Raw genomic sequence first — 17,617 nt, forward strand, 5'->3', positions numbered from 1 at the left:
CCGCCGACCGGAACAGTGGCGTTGCCCGGTTCCAAGTCGATCACCAACCGTGCGCTGATCTGTGCCGCGCTGGCCGAGGGCACCTCGATGATCAACGGGGCGCTGCTGTCGGACGACACCGAGGCGATGCTCGGCTGCCTGGCTTCGCTCGGCGTCCGTAGCTCGGTTCAGGGAGCGGCCAGCGACTCGCCCACGATCATGGTCGAGGGGGCCGACGGCCCCGCACCCGTGTCCGGCGGAGTTCTGGACGCCCGCATGTCGGGCACCACATCACGGTTCATCGCGCCGCTGAGCGTGCTCGGGTCTGCAACGGTCGTGCTCGACGGTGCCGCGCAGCTGCGCGCCCGGCCCATGGGTGACCTCTGGGAAGCGCTTCGGGCGCTGGGAGCGACCGTCGAGCCACTCGGCGAGGAAGGAAAGCTGCCCGTTGAGCTGTCAGGTGGCGATCGCGGCGTGCGCGGCGGATCGGTCGAAGTGCGCGGGGATGCTTCGAGCCAGTTCCTCTCGGGTCTGCTGCTCGCCGCTCCGGTGATGCGCAGGGGGCTCCGTGTCACCGTCACCACCGAGCTGGTGTCACAGCCCTATGTGGAGATGACGCTGCGGGTGATGGAGGCGTTCGGTGCCCGCGTCGAGCGAGGCGACGGGTTGCGGACGATCGAGGTGCAACCCGGCGGCTACGAGGGCCGCAACTACACCGTCGAGCCCGACGCGTCGGCCGCCTCCTACTTCCTGGCATTGGCTGCAGTCACCGGAGGTGACCTCACCATCGAGGGGCTCGGGTCCGAGTCGCTGCAGGGCGACGTGGGCTTCGTGGACGTGCTGGCCCAGATGGGGGCGTCGGTCACCCAGACCGGATCGACCACGCAGGTGGTCGGCACGGGGCAGCTGCACGGCGTGAACGTGGACATGTCACAGATCTCTGACACGGCCCAGACCCTCGGCGCGATCGCACCGCTCGCTGATGGCCCCACCACGGTCGACGGCATCGGCTTCATCCGCGGCAAGGAGACCGATCGCATCGCAGCGGTGGTGACAGAGCTCGGACGGCTCGGGGTGGATGCCACCGAGGACCCCGACGGTTTCACCGTGCAGCCCGGCACGCCATCACCGGCTGTCGTGAAGACCTACGACGATCACCGGATGGCCATGAGCTTCGCCGTGCTCGGCCTCGCCGCCGGCGGCCTGTCGATCGCGGATCCGGCATGTGTGGCCAAGACGTTCCCCCGCTTCTGGGGCACGGTCGACTCGCTGAGGTGATCCGCGCCGTGGGGTTGGCCGCTGGCGATCCGTGGGTGCTTAGGATGGCCGGATGCTCGTGATCGCCATCGATGGGCCAGCAGGCTCGGGCAAGTCCACCGTCGGCAGGCTGCTCGCGGACCGGCTGGACCTGACCTACCTCGACACCGGGGCGATGTACCGCGCTGTCGCCTTTGCATCGATCCGCCAGGGCATCGATCCCGATGAGCCGGAGGCGGTCGCCGCGCTGGCACGTGCGATCGACATCGAGGTCGATAATGCAGGCGTGCGCGTCGACGACATAGACGCGACGCTGGAGATCCGTGGCCCCGAGGTCACCCGGGCGGTGTCGATGGTGGCCGCCAACAGCGAGGTGCGCGAGGAGTTGCGCGCACGCCAGCGGGCCTGGGCGCTGGAACGTGGCGGAGGCGTGATCGAGGGGCGCGACATTGGCACGGTGGTGTTCCCCGACGCCCTGCTCAAGGTGTACCTGACAGCATCGGCGGAGGTGCGGGCCCGGCGCCGCGCCAAGGAGATGACCGACCTCGACTACGACGAGGTCGCCGCCGACATCGCACGCCGTGACGCAGCCGATTCGGGTCGCGATGACAGCCCGCTCGCCACTGCCGGTGACGCCGTCACGGTCGACACATCCGACCTGGAGATCGATGGGGTCGTGGACGTGATCGTGCAGATGGTCGAGGAGCGGCTGGCGAAGCGTGCGCAGGGCGAACATGGCTGAGTCCGGAACCGACCCGCACCCCGACCCCGACGAGCACCTGAAGCCGGTGACGCCGCTGGGCGACTTCATCTACCGGTTCCTTCGGGGACTCGGGGTGTTCCTGGCCACGCTCATCTGGCGCTTCGAGGTGGTGGGCAGGGACCGTTTGCCGACAGTCGGACCGTTCGTGTTGAGCCCGGTGCACCGCTCTTACGTGGACTTCCTGCTTGCCGGGATGACTGTGAAGCAGCGAGTGCGGTTCATGGCCAAGGACTCGCTGTGGAAGGCGCCACGCTTCGGCAGGTTCCTCGAAATGATGGGAGCGTTCCCGGTGGATCGCGAAGGCGCTGACCGCACGGCGTTGCGCAAGGCAGAGGAGTCGGTTGCTGCTGGTGAGCCGATCGTGATGTTCCCCGAGGGCCAACGCCGCGAAGGCCCGGTGGTGGAGGACCTGCACGCCGGCCCGGCCTTCGTGGCCTGCCGTGCACGGGTGCCGATCGTTCCGGTGGGCATCGGGGGCTCCGACAAGGCGATGCCGATCGGCTCGAAGATGATCCGCTTCGCCAAGGTGAAGGTTGTCATCGGCGAGCCGATCTATCCCGACGTGCCCCTCACCGGTCGAGTCCCGCGCCGAGTGGTCGCAGAGACCACGGCGAAGCTCCGCGAGTCGATCCAGGACCTCTACGACGACGTGCGCTGATCTGCCAGAGCCGAGACCGCGGGCGGCGGGGCGGTTGTGCATGGGTCAGACGACGGGTGACATGGCGATGCCAACCCACAGGGCGGCGGCGCCGAACAGGGAGCTCATGGCGCCGCCGATCGCCAGCATCGCCTTGTTGCCGCGCGCCATCTGGTGGATCACGGCACCCACGCCCGATAGCAGCACCACCAGGACCTTGATCTCCACCTCCGGGTGCGGGATCGAGTTGAGGTCGACCGCCAGGATGTTCCACAGTCCCGTAACGACCGCCACCCCGTAGGCGGGCCAGGCCAGTCGGTTGAAGGCCCGGGCGGCCTTCTTCGGGCCCTCGGGGTCGAGGGAACGCACTGTGGGTACGAGCCCGGCGAGCACGATCTGGCCGCCGACCCAGACCGAGGCGGCGAGGACGTGCAGGAACAGTCTGAAGGTGTCGAGGGTGTCCACGACCGACGATCCTGCCCGAAGCGGGCAGGATCAGGCGAGTTCGGCAAGCACGTCGGACGCCGGCCGGTCGCGGTCGTTGACCGCCGGTGTCGCATTCGGATCGCCGCCGAGGCCGATGGAGCCGACGGTGTCGATCGCAGCGAGCAGGTCACGCAGTGAGCGCGGGGGAGGGAAGTACTCCTCCTCGTCGGTCACCCGCACCTCCTCGGTGCCGTTGCGCGGCGCCAGGCGGGCAATGACGCTCTCCACGAGCTCCTCGGGCGCCGACGCGCCTGCGGTCACACCGACCGTGCCGGACAGCTCCGGCAGCTCCTCGGTCGAGTTGACACGGAGCACCTGGGGGCAGCCGGCTTCGACGGCCAACTTCTCGAGCGCCCGCGTGTTGGAGGAGTTGGCCGACCCGATCACCACAACGGCGTCGCAGCGCGAAGCGATCTCGAGCAGGGCGGTCTGGCGGTTGGTGGTGGCGAAGCAGAGGTCGCTGCGACCCGGCATCCATGTGTCCGGGAACCGGTCCTTGGTGGCGTCGGCCACCTCAGCCCAGTCGCGGTGCGACAGGGTCGTCTGGGCCAGCAGCGCCACCGGGGTCTCGAGCTCGGGCAGCGCCTTGACCTCCTCGATCGACTCGACCCGGTGGATCGCGTCGGGAGCCACCGCCATCGTGCCCACGGCTTCTTCGTGGCCTTCATGGCCGACGTACACGATGTCGTATCCCTTGCGGGCGCGCACCTTCACCTCGTGGTGCACCTTGGTGACCAGAGGGCAGACGGCGTCGACCACGAAACCGCCGGTGTCCCGGGCAGCTTCGACAACCTCGGGGGCCGACCCGTGCGCTGAGAGCATGATCGGGCGGCCTGGTGGGACAACGGCGATGTCGTCCACGAACACCACGCCCAGGTCCTCGAAGCGTCGCACGACAATCTGGTTGTGCACGATCTCGTGGTAGCAGTACACCGGCGGCTCGAAGGCGCGCACCATCCAGGCCAGTGCCTTGATGGCCATCTCCACGCCCGCGCAGAAGCCTCGGGGTGCGGCGAGCAGTACGCGGTCGACTCCGGGGGCTTCGGTCACGACCGACAAGGGTACCGAGGAGCCCCGGGGGCATGGGCCCCAAGCAGGTGGCCGCTTCTTCCTTGCTCGGCGCACCCCCCGAGACACCGCTGCTGGCTCATTGGTCGTCTCGCTCGTCCGCTTGGCTCCTCAGGGGTCGTGGCGGTACACGAGCACGTCGTCGAGGGCGCCCACGACACCGTCGCCAAGGCCTACCGGGTCAGGGTCGAGTCCGGAGCGGAAGCGCAGCTCGGCCGTCACGAAGTGCCGCACCTCCGCCCACACCTCGGGCGAGGGTGCGAAGGCGGGGGTGGGGCAGCCGTCGTTGCCGAGCGCCAGCAGGCTCGGCGGTATGGGCAGGCCGCTGGCCAGGGCCAGGGCGGCCACGCCGCCGTCGCCGATCTCGCACAGGTCGGTGAACGCGTTGTTGTGACCGGAGCGATCCAGTTCGACGAGCCGGCGTTGGCCGGGTGTGTAGGTGAAGCCCGTGCGGGCGTTGGCCACCGACGCAATGCCGTCGCGGCGCCCGGCGATCCAGCTGATCGACTTGCCAGGCGGCAGCACGGGAGCGTTGCCCTGGATCAGGCTCAGCTCGGAGATGCCCGACGCCATCGGTATCACTGCGTTGACGTCGGCGCGGGTCAGCAGCCGCAGTGAGGTGCCGCCACCGGCCGAGTGGCCGATCGGGAACACCTCGGAGGAGTCGACGATCCCTTCGAGCAATCCGTCCGGTGCTGCGGAGGCATCCGCGGCGGCCGTGATCGCTTCATCAGCCACCACGCGGTCGCTGCGCCGGTTGGGCACCGGGTCGCCGAGCACCGACTTGAGGCCGCGCTCGAGGTACTCAGGTGAGATGACCACGAAGCCCCAGCTGGCCAGGTGGGTGGTGAGGAAGGTGCTGGTGAGGCGGAACCCGGCGAAGCCGTGGCTGAACAGAACCAGCGGGTACGGGCCGCCGGCCGACGCAGCGGGTACGTCGCGGTGGGCGTCGGTCTCGAAAGGCGGGTCGACCGACGGGTCGAGCAGGTCGTCGAAGGCCTGGTTGATGAAGTCGCGCACGAAGTAGACGTCGCGGGGCACCCCGACGACGTCCGCCGGATCCGCCGGGTACCAGACCTCCATCTCGCGGTCGCCGAGGCTCAGGGTCGTGACCCCTGCGGCGTAGGGCCCCGAGCCCACATATGCGGCCTCGGCAGCACGCGGAGCGTCATTGGGCGATGGTCCGGTCGCGGGTTCGGGTGGCGCTGGAACACACGCCACCGCCACCACTGCCAACGCGGCGACGCACACTGCTACGGATCTGATGGTTCGCCCTGCCATGGGCTGCATTCTTGCAGACCGATACGATTGCCGCAGTGCGCAACGCCCTCGTCTCCTCGGTCGCGCCCGGTTCTCCCGCCGCAGCCGCAGGCCTGGAGCCGGGCGACGAACTTCTGTCGGTCAGTGGCCGGCCCGTGCGCGACGTGATCGAGTACCGGTGGCTGACCGACGAGCCCGAAGTCGACCTCGAGGTGCGACGCGGGGGCATCGAGCTCGACTTCGAGGTCCACAAGGAGCCGGGCACGCCGTTGGGTGTCGAGATCGACTCACCGGTGTTCGACGAGGTGCGCACGTGTGACAACCACTGCGAGTTCTGCTTCATCTACCAGCTGCCGCCCGACATGCGCCGCAGCCTGTACCTCAAGGACGACGACTACCGCCTTTCGTTCCTCTACGGGAACTTCACCACACTCACCCGCTTCACCGAGGCAGACCTTGAACGGGTCGTCACAGAGGGGCTGTCGCCGCTGTACGTATCGATCCACAGCACGGACCCCGACCTGCGCTCGGAGATGCTGCGCAACCGCCGCGGTGCGATGAGCCTCCGGTGGCTGCGGGCACTGCTCGAAGCCGGTGTGGAGGTGCACGGCCAGGTGGTGGTTTGCCCCGGCCGCAACGACGGCGAGGCCCTGGACGCCACGTTCCTCGGCATCCTGGACGAGTACCCGGAGTTGGCCGACGTGGCGGTGGTGCCCCTCGGGGTGAGTCGGCACAGCACCGAGCCCGCGATGCGGGCCCACACCGAGGCCGAGGCGAAGGAGGTCGTGGCCCAGGTCGAGGCGGCTCGGGCGATGTTCCGCGAGGCGATCGGACGGCCGATGGTGCACGCAGCCGACGAGTACTACCTGCTGGCCGGCATGCCGTTCCCCGCTGCTGAGGAGTACGGCGACTTCGGCATGCACGAGGACGGCATCGGCATGGCCCGTGCCTTCGAGCTGGAGTTCGCCGGCGCGGTCGACCGCGGCATCGGCACGCAGCCGGGATTCTTCGATTGGGTGGATGGCGCACCTGCCGCCGGCTACCGCGCTCCACGCGCCGCTGAGGCGACCACCACCCCCGTGCAGATCGGCTCGCCACGGCGTGGTGCAACCGCAGTTCTCACCGGCACCTACGGTGCCGCGGTGCTGGAACCGCTGGTGGCCACCCTCGATCGTGACGACGTCCGGGTGGTTGCCGTGGGCAACGACTACTTCGGCGGCAACATCGGAGTCACCGGCCTGATGGTCGGCGAGGACGTTGCACGGGTGTTGGCCGACCAGCCCGAGGGCGACCGCTACCTGTTGCCGGACGTGTGCCTGTCACGTGGCGTGTTCCTCGACGGCATGTCACCGGACGACCTGCCGCGGCCGGTGGAGGTGGTGGCGACCGATGGTGTCGCCCTTCGCGAGGCGCTGGGCGGCAGGCGGGAAGCCGGCGTGGCGGCCGAGGGGAGCGCAGGTGGCTGACGACCGCCTCATCGACCCCTCCGTGCCCACCGTTGCGATCGTGGGGCGCCCGAATGTGGGCAAGTCCACGCTGCTCAACCGCATAGTGGGGCGGCGCCTCGCGATCGTGGAGGAAAAGCCGGGGGTCACCCGCGACCGGCTCGCGGTCGCCGCCGACTGGCGCGGTCGCGAGTTCACCCTCGTCGACACCGGTGGCTGGCTCGCCGGCGGCAGCTCGCTCGACAAGAAGGTGTCGGCCCAGTCGGAGGCGGCCCTGGCCGATGCTGATGTGGTCGTGATGCTGGTCGACTCGACAGTCGGCGTGACCGACGAGGACGACCGGGTCGCCACGTTGCTGCGCGGCATGGGCAAACCAGTGCTGCTCGCAGCCAACAAGGTCGACGACGAGGTGCACGAAGCTGCGGTTTGGGACCTGCTGGCGCTTGGTCTCGGCGAACCGGTGGCGGTGTCCGCACTGCACGGCCGGGGCACGGGCGACCTGCTCGACCAGGTCGTCGATGTGCTCGACGGGCTCGAGCCCCCGGCCGACGAGGGCGGGCACGGCGACAACGACTCCGCGCTGAGCGGCGGATCGGAGGGAGTGCCCGAGCCGATCGTCTCGGTGTCGCTCGTGGGTAGGCCGAATGTGGGCAAGTCGACCCTGTTCAATCGGCTCACCGGCGAGGACCGGGCCGTCGTGCACGACATGCCGGGAACGACCCGCGACTCGGTGGACACCGTGGTCGACACCGATGCCGGGCCGATCCGCTTCGTCGACACCGCCGGGATGCGCCGCAAGTCGCGCATCGATGAGGGCACCGAGTACTTCTCGATGGTGCGCGCGTTGCGTTCTGTCGACACCGCAGATGTGGCCATGCTCGTGATCGACGCCACCGAAGGGGTCACCCACCAGGACCAGCGGCTCGCCGAGCGGGTCGACGGGGCCGGCTGCCCCGTGCTGGTGGTGCTCAACAAGTGGGAGCTGCTCGACGCCGAGGCGCGCGCCGACGTGGACACCCAGGTCACCCGCAAGCTCCATTTCCTTGGAGAACCCTCAGTGCTCAAGATCTCGGCGCTGTCGGGCAAGGGGGTGCACCGACTGCTGCCGGCGCTGTCTGGCTCGATCGATGCCTACCGAACGCGGATCCCCACCCGGGACGTGAACGATGCGCTTCGCCGCGCGCAGCAGGCCCAGCCTGCACCCCATGGAGGCAGGGTGCTGTATGCCACCCAGGGCGCCACCGATCCGCCAACGTTCACACTGTTCACCAACAAGGAGCTGCCGGCCAGCTACCTGCGCTACCTGGAGCGGAGTCTCCGTGAGGCGTTCGACCTGGGCGGCACCCCGCTGAAGCTGCGCGTGAGGCGCCGCGGGTGAGCGCCCGCTGACGCCTTGCGGGTGCGGCGGCGTCAGCGACCTTCGGCCAGACTGTGCGGGTGACCAGGAACATGAAGTCAACCATTCTCCGACTACTCGCCCTGCTGCTGGCAGCGGTGCTCGTTGCAGGCGCCTGCAGCAGTGACGAAGGCGGCAACTCCGATGACACGGAGCAGGCCGACTCTGAAGGTGAGGCGAACGATGGCGGCGACGGTGAGTCGGCGGCCGGCGTGCCCGCAGAGTGCGAAGTGGATGAGGGCGAAGGCGACAGTGCTGCCGCCGAGGTCGAGGACCGCGGCGCGCCCGACCCGTCCGTGGCCGAAGAGGTCAGCGGCGACGATCCCGTCGACCTGATCGAGGGAGAGGGCGACGAGGTGAATCCCGGCGGCACCGCCGAGATCCACTACGTGATCATCAACCCCGCCGATGGTTCCGAGCTCGAGTCGAGCTGGGCCAGGGGCCAGACGGTCCCCGTGCCGGTAAACCAGACCTTCGAGCGGTTCGGCCAGGCGCTCGAGGGCATGAAGGTCGGTGGCCGTCGCGCCTTCACGGTCTCGGCGTCGGATGCAGCCGGTGGTGCTCCGCCGGAGGAGACCGGCATAGGCGCCGACGACGACCTGGTGTTCGTGGTCGACCTCGTGTCGGTGTCCGACGAGGTCGAGTCCAGTACCGCCGAGACCGACCCGGACGCGCTTGCTGCTGCCGAGGAGCGCGGGGCCCCAGACGTTGCAGCTCCCGAGGGCACGGTCGAGACCGAGGAACTCGTCGTGATCGACGACGTCGTCGGAGACGGCCAGATCGTGTGCCCGGGCGACACCGTCGTGGCCCACTACACCGGGGTCACAGCGGTCGACTCGGAGCAGTTCGACTCATCGTGGGACCGCGGAGCTCCCATCGACTTCAGCCTCGACGGCGTCATCCAGGGCTGGTCCGACGGCCTCGTGGGCATGAAGGTCGGCGGCCGCAGAACGCTCGTGATACCAACCCAACAGGCCTACGACAACGAGCCTGGCCAGCCTGAGGGCGTGTTGGTCTTCACCGTCGACCTCGTCGGGGTCGGGTGAGCACCCACGCTGACATGCTGCGGGCCGCCGTGGCCCGTGCGCGCGCAGGCAACCTGGAGCGGGGCGCCGAGAAGTTGGCTGCGCAGAACAAGCTGTGGGTCCGCGCCCGCATCGACCTGCTCTGTGATCCCGGCTCGTTCGTCGAGGACCAGCTGCTCGCCAACGCTCCCTACACCGAGAACCACGACCCCAACCTCCCGGCCGACGGTGTGATCACAGGAGTCGGCGAGGTCGATGGCCGCCCGGTGTGTGTGATGGCCAACGACCCCACGGTGAAGGCCGGTTCGTGGGGTGCCCGCACGGTTGAGAAGATCGTGCGGCTCACCGAGACCGCGCTGCGCGACGAGCTGCCCGTGGTGTGGCTGGTCGACTCTGCCGGAGCCCGCATCACCGACCAGGTGGAGTTGTTCCCGGGTCGCCGTGGTGCCGGGCGCATCTTCGCCAACCAGATCCGCCTGTCGGGCATGGTGCCCCAGGTGTGCTGTCTGTTCGGTCCGTCAGCGGCCGGTGGCGCCTACATCCCGAGCTTCTGCGACATCGTGATCATGGTCGAGGGCAACGCCTCGATGTACCTCGGTTCGCCCCGCATGGCCGAGATGGTGATCGGTGAGCAGGCCACACTCGAGGAGACCGGCGGCGCCCGCATGCACGCCACCGTGTCCGGATGTGGTGACAACCTCGCGGTCGACGACGAGGATGCGATCGAGCAGGCGCGGGAGTACCTGTCGTACGTGCCCCAGCGCTGGACCGAGGACCTGCCGAGCTACGCACCGCACCCTCCGGGCCGTGATCTGGATGACTCGATCGTGCCGGAGGAGGAGACCGCCGGCTACGACATGCACGACGTGATCGACGGTCTGGTCGACGCGGATTCGTTCTTCGAGATCAAGCCGCAGTTCGCCCCCGAGTTGATCGTCGGCCTCGGCCTGCTCGAAGGCCGTCCCGTCGGCGTGCTCGCCAACAACCCGATGCACAAGGGCGGGGTCCTCTTCGTCGACTCCGCCGACAAGGCGGCACGTTTCATCTGGCTGTGTGACGCCTTCGGGATCCCTCTCGTGTTCCTGGCCGATGTGCCCGGTTTCATGATCGGCACCCAGGTTGAGCGCCAGGGCATCATCCGCCACGGCGCCAAGATGATCACCGCCGTGACCGAGGCAACCGTGCCGAAGGTGTCGGTGATCGTGCGCAAGGCCTACGGCGCCGGGCTCTACGCGATGTGTGGCCCGGCGTTCGACCCGGTCGCCACGATCGCCCTGCCGCCGGCGAAGATCGCCGTGATGGGCCCCGAGGCTGCGGTCAACGCCGTGTTCGCCAACAAGATCGCCGCGATCGAGGACGAGGCCGAGCGCGAAGCCTTCGTGGCAGAGCAGCGGCGCATCTACGAAGAAGACGTCGACCTGCTCCGCCTGGCCTCCGAGCTGGTGATCGACGGGCTCGTGGAGTGGGAGGACCTACGCGACGAGGTCAACCAGCGACTCACCCGTGCCTCGGGCAAGGACCGCACGTTCTCGCACCGACGACACGGCGTGCCGCCCGTCTGAGGATCGTCGCCATGCCCTGGTGCGAGCAGTGCAACCGCTTCTACACGCCCTCCACGCTCACGACCGACGGTGATTGCCCGTCAGGTCACCACGTGGCCGAACCCGGTGATGCCCCTGCGATCGTGCAGTCGTCCGCGGCTGGCCGCGACGAGACCGGGCCCGACCAGCGGGTCAAGGCCCCGTGGCACTTCTGGGTGCTGGTTGCGGCGGTGGTCGCCTACCTGGGATGGCGGCTGATCCAGGGCATCGACTGGCTGATCTGACAGCGGTGGGTCCGCCGGGCGGCGGGATGTGCCGGTTCAGGCGCGGGCGGACACGATCATCGTGTCGCCACGGCGGATCTTCGGCCCGGCCAGGGCCAGCGGAGCGAACACGGCGCTGTAGGCCAGCCGCTTCGGTTGGGAGAGAAGCTGCTGGCGCGACCCGAAGGTGTAGCCGAGCGGTATGCGTTCATGGGTCACGTCGACGCGTCCGAAGCCCGCGCGGCCGAGGGCCTGGCGCAGCGTGCGCTCGGAGAACTGGCACAGGTGGTAGGGCGGCTCGGGGTGGGGCCACTTGCCGACGCGCGGCGCCACCTTCAGTGCCGCGGTTGGGAAAAGGCCGTCCACGTTGGGGGTGGCGAGCCACAGCCGGCCGCCGGGTGCGAGCAGCCTGTGGGCGTCGCGAAGGAGGCTGAGAGGGTCGGGGACGTGTTCGATGACGTCCCACATGGTGATGGCGTCGAATGCGGCGCCGGCGTCGAGGCTGTCAAGCGTGCCTGTCGTGACGCTCAGGCCGCTGCCACGGGCGATCTCGGCCGTGTCGTCGTTGAGCTCCACGCCCTCGACCGTCCAGCCGCGCTTGCGGGCAACGTCGAGGAAGCGACCGGTCGCACAGCCCACGTCGAGCAGGCGTCCAGGGCTCTGGGTGGCCTCGATCACGTCGAGGTGGTGCCGGGCGTTGGCGTCGGTGGCCGAGCTGGCGCTGTCGGAGTCGTCGGCCAACTGGGTGTGGAATCCGCCGTCGAAGGAGTAGAGCTGGGCGATCTCGGCCTCATCGGGTGGGTTGCCCACGTAGACGAGGTCACAGGTGCCACAGCGAACCAGGTCATAGCCGTCCTCATGCCACACCGTCTCGGCGCCGCTCGCACCGCACAGCGGGCAGTCGATGGGTTCCACGCATCGCAGGGTAACAGCGGGGCCTCGCGTGCCAGAAGCCGCGGATCGCGGGTTCAGTGGGGCCGTGCGCGTCGGGCTACGATGGCTGCTCCCCGGGCTGTGGCGCAGCTTGGTTAGCGCGCTTGACTGGGGGTCAAGAGGTCGGGAGTTCGAATCTCCCCAGCCCGACGGAACGAAACCCGCTCTTCGGAGCGGGTTTCGCCGCGTCTTCCGGTCGCTTTGTTGGTGCTGAATCACCGCTAGCGTGATTCAGCACCAACGAAACGGGTCGGTCCGGTCGGTCCGGCCCCGGTTGGCCAGGAGCGGTCAGCGGAGGGTCGAAGATGGGAGCCACGAGGTGGAGACTCGCAGTTGCGTTGCTGGCGGCGCCCGGGTTGATCGCGAGCGCATGTGCGGACCCCGAGGAGCCGGGCGACACGTCCAGCCCCGCTCCGGAAGCCGAGGTGGATTCCTCGGACGGCTTGCCCTACCCCGACGAAGGTGGGGGAGAGCCCGAGGATGAGCCCGGGTCGCTCACCGGGGGAGGTGTCGACCCCACACTCACCCGCGACGACGTGGACTGCAGCGTCGAGGGACTCGATGACACAGGCGAGTTCCAGTTCGTTGCCGCCCACTATGTGGTGGACGGCAACCTCGGCGCCACCTGCTTCGGTGGCGACGATCCGACACTGACCCAGGCGTGGGAGATCCTTAGCGCGATCGTGCCCGGCGGCCAGCTTCGCGACCTCGCCCTGTTCGGCGGGTTCGCCGGGACCGATGAGGGCGACGAGGTCACCCTGGCCTTCGTCAACGGGCGTGAGGACGTCGACGAGTTCCAGATGTCGGTGAACCTCGACGAGGCCGAAGCGCTGCCCGACGAGTTCACCCTCACGATGGTGCACGAGTTCGCCCACGTGTTCACCGCGTTGCCCACCCAGATCGACCGAACGATGATGCCGGAGGACTGCTTCACCTATGACAACGGTGAGGGCTGCTACCTGCCCGACTCGGTGATGAATGCCTGGGCCCAGCAGTTCTGGGGTGACGAACTGGGCGAGTTCGACCCGACCGCCGAGGCAACGGCTGCGGCCGGCCAGGAGCGCTGTGACGGTGACGCCGGCTTCTTCGGCGCCTATGCGGCGAGCAATCCCGAGGAGGACTTCGCGGAGTCCTTCTCGGCCTGGGTGCTGCGGGTGCCGGCCACAACTGCGGGTCAACAGGAGCGATACTCCTTCATGGAACAGCGGCCGGGCCTGGTCGAGTTCCGCCAGAGGGCGGAGGCGGCCGGGTACGGTCCCCAGCCCAACAACTTCGATGGGTGCGGCCTGGGCGCCTGAGCCCCGGCACGGCACCGCAACCGAGTCACAGTACCGAGTCATAGTGAGGAAACGATGAGTGACACCTTCGACCCCCAGGAGATGGTGCAGCGCTTCGCCGAGCGTGCGGAGGCCGTGCGCCGCAGGCAGCTTCCGCCGGTGGAGGGCGAGGCCCGCAAGGACTTCATCCGCCAGGCGAAGCTCGACCACCAGGACTTCGCCATCATCGGCGATGCCGAAGCCAGCCTCGAGGACGGCGTGCTCACCCTGCGGATCGACCTGCGCCCCGACCCCGGCGATGGCTGAGCCGGTGCCGCAGCCTGCGGCCGGCGAACTGACGTCGGAGCAGTTCGACGCCGTGATCGCTGCCATCGACGAGGCCAACTCGGCCGACCCCAACGTGCTCACACACGGCGCTCGCAGAGGGCCCAAGGAACTCGTGCACGCCGAGATGATGACCGAGTGGGTCCACAGACTCTCGGACGCTCCCGACCAGGCCCAGCTCGTGGCTGCCAGGGCACACCATTTGTGTCGCTGGGAGCATCCGCGTGCCGACTATGACGAGGGGCGCGCCGGCTACCGACGTTGGCGGGCGGCCGCCAAGAAGGCTCACGCTGAGGCGGTCGCGGGGATCCTCGAGGCCCACGGGGCACCGGCCGGCTTCATCGACCGGGTCCAGCGCACGATCCGCAAGGACGGCCTCGGCGCCGACCCGTCAGTGCAGCTCCACGAGGACGCACTCTGCCTCGTGTTCCTCGAGACCCAGCTCGACGACCTCGTCGAGTCGCTGGGGGAGCAGCGGGCCACCGAAGTGCTCGGTTCGACCCTGCGCAAGATGACCCCGGCGGGTGTTGCCGCTGCCGGTACCATCGAGTTGAGCGAGATGGGTCGATCTACCCTGTCGTGTGCGATTGATGCAGTGAATGGGCCTCAATCCCAATAGCCTTGAGGGTAGACCCGCAAGGAGTGGATGAGTGGCGAGCACGGAGCAGATGCATGGCGAGGACGCATGGGCGTGGCCCTGCCCCTACTGCCGTACATCCAACGCGCTCGAAGCCTCGGTTTGCGTGGGCTGCGGTGCGCAGCTGCGCGACCCACAGGAGGACGACCTCTTCACCACGGTCGCCACGGACAACGCCCAGATGGTCGACCCCAACGCCCCCCGGGTGAAGGAGTCGCTCTGGAGCACGGAGGCACCTCCCGAGGAGCTCGTAGCCGAGGAAGTGGTCGACGTCTCCCAGCCTGCGGCCCCGCAGTACCCGCCGGCCCAACCGGGCCCGGTCCAGGCTCCGCCCCCGATGGGCTCGGGCCCCTACGCTGCAGAGCCACAGCCGGCGCCTCCACCCGTTGCGGACGTGCCGCTCCCGGGCGCACCGGCTGGCGAGCCCGCCGCCAATGGCTCGAGTGGCCCGTTCAGCGCCAATGCGCCGAGCACCAGCCATCGCCAGGGTGAGGACGCTGCTTCTCCGTTTGCGGCAACCGCTCCTGTTGTGCCCGGCGTGCCGGCTGAACCCGCAGCTGCGCCGGATGCCGGCGGCCCGTTCGGACCCGCGGGTGCTGCGCCACAGCCTCCGCCTCAACAGCCACCGCCCACGGCGACTTCGGCCGAGCCCGTCGCCGGCCAGCCGGCGGATCATGCCCACCGGCCGACGCCCGACGAGCACGGCCTGTCGATAGCGGTTGAGTCACTCGCCGCCGAGGACCGCGAGCGCTGCGACACACCGATCGCCGTCTGTGGCGCGCTGCTTGGTGAGCAGGAAGTCGTGCTCGGCTTGGTGGCCGGCCACCTGCTGGGTCATCCGGCGGTCATCGCCCTCACCAGCACACGTGTGCTGGTGGCCAATGCGAGGCGCTGGAAGCCGCTGGTCGATCAGTTCATCCCCGGCCCCGACCTGCTCGTGCACCTTCGCCACGACCGTGACGTCGCCTCGATCACCTTCGTGCAGGGTGACCGCCTCACCGGTGTGGACGACATCACAGACGTGACCGCCGCGGTCGACCTGGCCGAGCGAATCCGGGCCACGGCCACCCGCTCGACCGGCACACAGGGCGCCTAGAACGGTCCTTCGCGGTTTGTCCGGGACGGCATCCGGGCTGGTACAGTCGGTCGCCTTGCGGACGTAGCTCAGTTGGTAGAGCGCAACCTTGCCAAGGTTGAGGTCGCGGGTTCGAATCTCGTCGTCCGCTCCATCGAAACGGCTCCCGGGCATCACCGGGAGCCGTTTGCGTTGTGGGGCTGTTTGCGGTGAGGGGACGGAGTCGGCCGGCCGCTAACCTTGGGCCGTTGGCGACGTGGCCGAGTGGTTAGGCAGCGGCCTGCAAAGCCGTGTACACGGGTTCGATTCCCGTCGTCGCCTCGATCTGGAACGCCCGTCGTGGCGGGGCTCGCCCTGTCGCGACGGGCGTTCTTGAGTATCCGCTTGGCAGAGGGAGTCTGCCTCGGTGGGCCAGGTGCGCTGCTCTGGCATGCTGGACCAATGGAACAGCCGGGCCAACAGTGGGCGCCTCCGGATGCGCCCGTGGTGCCCCAGGTTCCACCGTCGGGTCGGTTCGTGTCGTCTTCTCCGCTGGGCGGCACCCCAGCGGTAGCGGAGCAACCGCCCAAGCAGTCGATGGCCCGCGACCTCGTGGTGGCTGCCGTGCTGCTCGTCGCCTCTGTGGTCACGGCTCTCGCCTCGCTCATGTCGTGGCGCGACTTCGGCCCCGGCCTCAACCCCGACGAGAACGGCTGGCGTTATGCAGACGGGTCCTTCGGGCGCGGGTGGGTGGCGATCCTGATCGCCGTGTGCCTCGCGGTCGGCGGGGTGCTGCTGGTGATGGGTCGACGCAAGCTCGGCCGACGGTGGGCACGGGTCGGATCAGCAGCGTTGATCGTGCTGCCCGTGCTGGAGTGGGCGCTTGGCGACACCAACAGTCGTACGGGCCCCGGAATGGGGATCTGGGTGCTCACCATGGCAGGCATCGTGCTGATGGTCCTGCTGGGCACGGTGCTGCCCCAGAACGACCCCGACGACGCTGCGCGCTGAGCGTGCACCGATGCCGGTTCCGGCATCGCGACGGGCTGCTGCTACTCTCACATCTCCCCGGGCGTATAGCTCAGTTGGCTAGAGCGCTTCCTCGACACGGAAGAGGTCACAGGTTCAAGTCCTGTTACGCCCACCACTCAAGTACGGCGGCAACCCGGGAGGGCGTGGTGAGGTCGCACAGATTGCTGTCGGTCGTGGGCGTGGTGCTCCTGGCCATGGGAGTGTCGGCCGGTTGCAGCTCTGACAAGGCCGCGGACTCGGCCACCTCCGACCAACGCGAGGCATCCGGGGATCAGTCCTCGAGCGGCGATGGGTCCAGCGGTGGCGAGGCCACGGTCGAAGCCGATGACCCAGAAGGTGGCGATGGCAGCTCCTCGGCCGGTTCCGACGGGAGCGCATCGAAGGGCTCCGGCAGCGAGGGTGCCGGCAATGGCGATGATGGAGCCGGCGACTCGGGCTCCGGTAGCGGTGGCGGGGGACCGGACGGCCCTGCGCTGAGTCCCAGCGAGTTCTGTGAGCAGGTCACCGAGGTGACCGCGAGGCTCGCAGACCCCAACACCTCCTCTGAGCAGTTCACCGACACTGTCGACAGGATCGCGGCGGTGGCTCCACCCCAAGTCGCCGCAGAGGTGGCCATCTGGGCTGATGTGATGAAGCAGTTGGTCGACGACGACAGCGTCGACATGGACGAGCTCTACAACCGACCTGACGTGGCCAATGCCTTCACGGTGCTCGAGCAGTACGACACCGATGTGTGCGGCAACGGTTGATCAGCCGTTGATCATCCCCACGACCGACTGCGGCCGCACGGTCACGAGCAGCCGCTTGTCATCGACCATTGCCTGGCGGTACTCGTCCCAGTCGGGATGTGGTTCACCGCGCATCGTCTCGTAGTAGGCGACGAGGCGGTCGACGGTCTCGTCGTCGGTGGAAGCGGCGACAGGTGACAACTCGGCCAGGGCGTCGAACGAGACGTACGACCACGATGTCGGATGGGAAACGTGCACGACGATCCTCGGATCGCGACGCATGTTTGCGGTCTTGGCCCGGTCCGCGGTGACCGAGATCAGCATCGAGTCGCTGTCGACCACATACGCGATGTCAGAGGACTGCGCCCGCCCGTCCGAGCGCAGTGTGATCAGTGTGCCGGTACCCCTCCCGGCGGCCCATTCCAGTGCTTCGGCAAGCTCCACCACCTCAGTCTTGCCGATGTCGTCGCTGTCAGGGCGCCGGTTGCACCGCTGCAGCGGCGAGATCCTTC

The 17,617-nt window shown here is 68.7% G+C and carries 19 protein-coding genes and 4 tRNA genes; 18 read left to right on the forward strand and 5 right to left on the reverse strand.

The window, feature by feature from the left end; all coding sequences use genetic code 11:
• The first annotated feature begins 15 nt into the window (after positions 1-15).
• From aroA to GY812_17110, 3 genes are read left to right on the forward strand one after another with little or no spacing between them, the layout of a single operon-like run.
• Positions 16-1,257, forward strand: coding sequence for a 3-phosphoshikimate 1-carboxyvinyltransferase (gene aroA / locus GY812_17100; GenBank protein ID MCP4437201.1), 1,242 nt, complete (start codon positions 16-18; stop codon positions 1,255-1,257).
• Positions 1,258-1,309: 52 nt separating this feature from the next.
• Entirely contained in the window at positions 1,310-1,978 is a 669-nt protein-coding gene (locus GY812_17105; GenBank protein ID MCP4437202.1) for a (d)CMP kinase, read from the forward strand.
• Positions 1,971-2,657 carry a 1-acyl-sn-glycerol-3-phosphate acyltransferase gene (locus GY812_17110; GenBank protein MCP4437203.1) on the forward strand — a complete coding sequence of 229 codons (687 nt, stop codon included), beginning with the start codon at positions 1,971-1,973 and terminating at the stop codon, positions 2,655-2,657. Before GY812_17105 ends, GY812_17110 begins: the two co-directional genes overlap by 8 nt.
• 45 nt (positions 2,658-2,702) lie before the next feature.
• On the opposite strand, the gene GY812_17115 is transcribed toward GY812_17110, so the two are convergent.
• The 3 genes from GY812_17115 to GY812_17125 all read right to left on the reverse strand — a co-directional run bounded on the left by GY812_17115 (position 2,703) and on the right by GY812_17125 (position 5,471).
• Positions 2,703-3,101: a hypothetical protein gene (locus GY812_17115; GenBank protein ID MCP4437204.1), complete on the reverse strand. Its 399-nt coding sequence runs from the start codon at positions 3,099-3,101 to the stop codon at positions 2,703-2,705.
• A 30-nt stretch (positions 3,102-3,131) separates the two neighbouring features.
• Positions 3,132-4,103 carry a 4-hydroxy-3-methylbut-2-enyl diphosphate reductase gene (ispH, locus tag GY812_17120; protein MCP4437205.1) on the reverse strand — a complete coding sequence of 324 codons (972 nt, stop codon included), beginning with the start codon at positions 4,101-4,103 and terminating at the stop codon, positions 3,132-3,134.
• Between the two features lie 198 nt (positions 4,104-4,301).
• Positions 4,302-5,471 (reverse strand): hypothetical protein, encoded by a 1,170-nt coding sequence (locus GY812_17125; GenBank protein MCP4437206.1) that lies wholly within the window; start codon positions 5,469-5,471, stop codon positions 4,302-4,304.
• Between the two features lie 35 nt (positions 5,472-5,506).
• Between GY812_17125 and GY812_17130 the strand changes: the two genes are divergently transcribed.
• The 5 genes from GY812_17130 to GY812_17150 all read left to right on the forward strand — a co-directional run bounded on the left by GY812_17130 (position 5,507) and on the right by GY812_17150 (position 11,141).
• Positions 5,507-6,916 carry a DUF512 domain-containing protein gene (locus GY812_17130; GenBank protein ID MCP4437207.1) on the forward strand — a complete coding sequence of 470 codons (1,410 nt, stop codon included), beginning with the start codon at positions 5,507-5,509 and terminating at the stop codon, positions 6,914-6,916.
• The gene (gene der, locus GY812_17135) at positions 6,840-8,273 is read left to right on the forward strand and encodes a ribosome biogenesis GTPase Der (GenBank protein ID MCP4437208.1); all 1,434 of its coding nucleotides are present in this window, start codon (positions 6,840-6,842) and stop codon (positions 8,271-8,273) included. The genes GY812_17130 and der overlap by 77 nt, the downstream gene beginning before the upstream one ends.
• A gap of 71 nt (positions 8,274-8,344) precedes the next feature.
• Entirely contained in the window at positions 8,345-9,337 is a 993-nt protein-coding gene (locus GY812_17140) for a hypothetical protein (protein MCP4437209.1), read from the forward strand.
• A gap of 14 nt (positions 9,338-9,351) precedes the next feature.
• The gene (locus GY812_17145) at positions 9,352-10,878 is read left to right on the forward strand and encodes an acyl-CoA carboxylase subunit beta (GenBank protein MCP4437210.1); all 1,527 of its coding nucleotides are present in this window, start codon (positions 9,352-9,354) and stop codon (positions 10,876-10,878) included.
• A gap of 11 nt (positions 10,879-10,889) precedes the next feature.
• Positions 10,890-11,141 (forward strand): hypothetical protein, encoded by a 252-nt coding sequence (locus tag GY812_17150; protein ID MCP4437211.1) that lies wholly within the window; start codon positions 10,890-10,892, stop codon positions 11,139-11,141.
• Positions 11,142-11,177: 36 nt separating this feature from the next.
• Here GY812_17150 and GY812_17155 read toward each other — a convergent pair whose 3' ends face one another.
• Positions 11,178-12,035 (reverse strand): class I SAM-dependent methyltransferase, encoded by an 858-nt coding sequence (locus GY812_17155; GenBank protein MCP4437212.1) that lies wholly within the window; start codon positions 12,033-12,035, stop codon positions 11,178-11,180.
• A gap of 93 nt (positions 12,036-12,128) precedes the next feature.
• Between GY812_17155 and GY812_17160 the strand changes: the two genes are divergently transcribed.
• The 10 genes from GY812_17160 (at position 12,129) to GY812_17205 (ending at position 17,126) form a co-directional block, all read left to right on the forward strand.
• Positions 12,129-12,203: transfer RNA gene (locus tag GY812_17160), tRNA-Pro, on the forward strand.
• 155 nt (positions 12,204-12,358) lie between these two features.
• Entirely contained in the window at positions 12,359-13,351 is a 993-nt protein-coding gene (locus tag GY812_17165; protein ID MCP4437213.1) for a hypothetical protein, read from the forward strand.
• 54 nt (positions 13,352-13,405) lie between these two features.
• Positions 13,406-13,636 (forward strand): hypothetical protein, encoded by a 231-nt coding sequence (locus GY812_17170; GenBank protein ID MCP4437214.1) that lies wholly within the window; start codon positions 13,406-13,408, stop codon positions 13,634-13,636.
• Complete coding sequence (locus GY812_17175) at positions 13,629-14,273, forward strand: DUF4202 domain-containing protein (protein MCP4437215.1); 645 nt, start codon at positions 13,629-13,631, stop codon at positions 14,271-14,273. The genes GY812_17170 and GY812_17175 overlap by 8 nt, the downstream gene beginning before the upstream one ends.
• Positions 14,274-14,304: 31 nt before the next feature.
• A complete protein-coding gene (locus GY812_17180) occupies positions 14,305-15,387 on the forward strand; it encodes a hypothetical protein (GenBank protein ID MCP4437216.1) in 1,083 nt (360 codons plus the stop codon).
• Positions 15,388-15,444: 57 nt separating this feature from the next.
• A tRNA-Gly gene (locus GY812_17185) sits at positions 15,445-15,520 on the forward strand.
• Positions 15,521-15,616: 96 nt separating this feature from the next.
• Positions 15,617-15,687 (forward strand) — tRNA-Cys (locus tag GY812_17190).
• A gap of 120 nt (positions 15,688-15,807) precedes the next feature.
• Positions 15,808-16,356 carry a hypothetical protein gene (locus GY812_17195; GenBank protein MCP4437217.1) on the forward strand — a complete coding sequence of 183 codons (549 nt, stop codon included), beginning with the start codon at positions 15,808-15,810 and terminating at the stop codon, positions 16,354-16,356.
• Positions 16,357-16,415: 59 nt separating this feature from the next.
• Positions 16,416-16,492 (forward strand) — tRNA-Val (locus GY812_17200).
• 31 nt (positions 16,493-16,523) lie between these two features.
• Positions 16,524-17,126, forward strand: a complete 603-nt coding sequence (locus tag GY812_17205) for a hypothetical protein (protein MCP4437218.1) — start codon at positions 16,524-16,526, stop codon at positions 17,124-17,126.
• Here the strand turns inward: GY812_17205 and GY812_17210 are convergent, their stop codons facing one another.
• On the reverse strand, positions 17,127-17,549 hold the full coding sequence (locus GY812_17210) for a PPOX class F420-dependent oxidoreductase (protein ID MCP4437219.1): 423 nt from the start codon (positions 17,547-17,549) through the stop codon (positions 17,127-17,129). It lies immediately after the preceding gene.
• Between the last annotated feature and the right edge of the window lie 68 nt (positions 17,550-17,617).

This window comes from Actinomycetes bacterium (genome assembly GCA_024222295.1).
Lineage (GTDB): Bacteria > Actinomycetota > Acidimicrobiia > Acidimicrobiales > Microtrichaceae > JAAEPF01.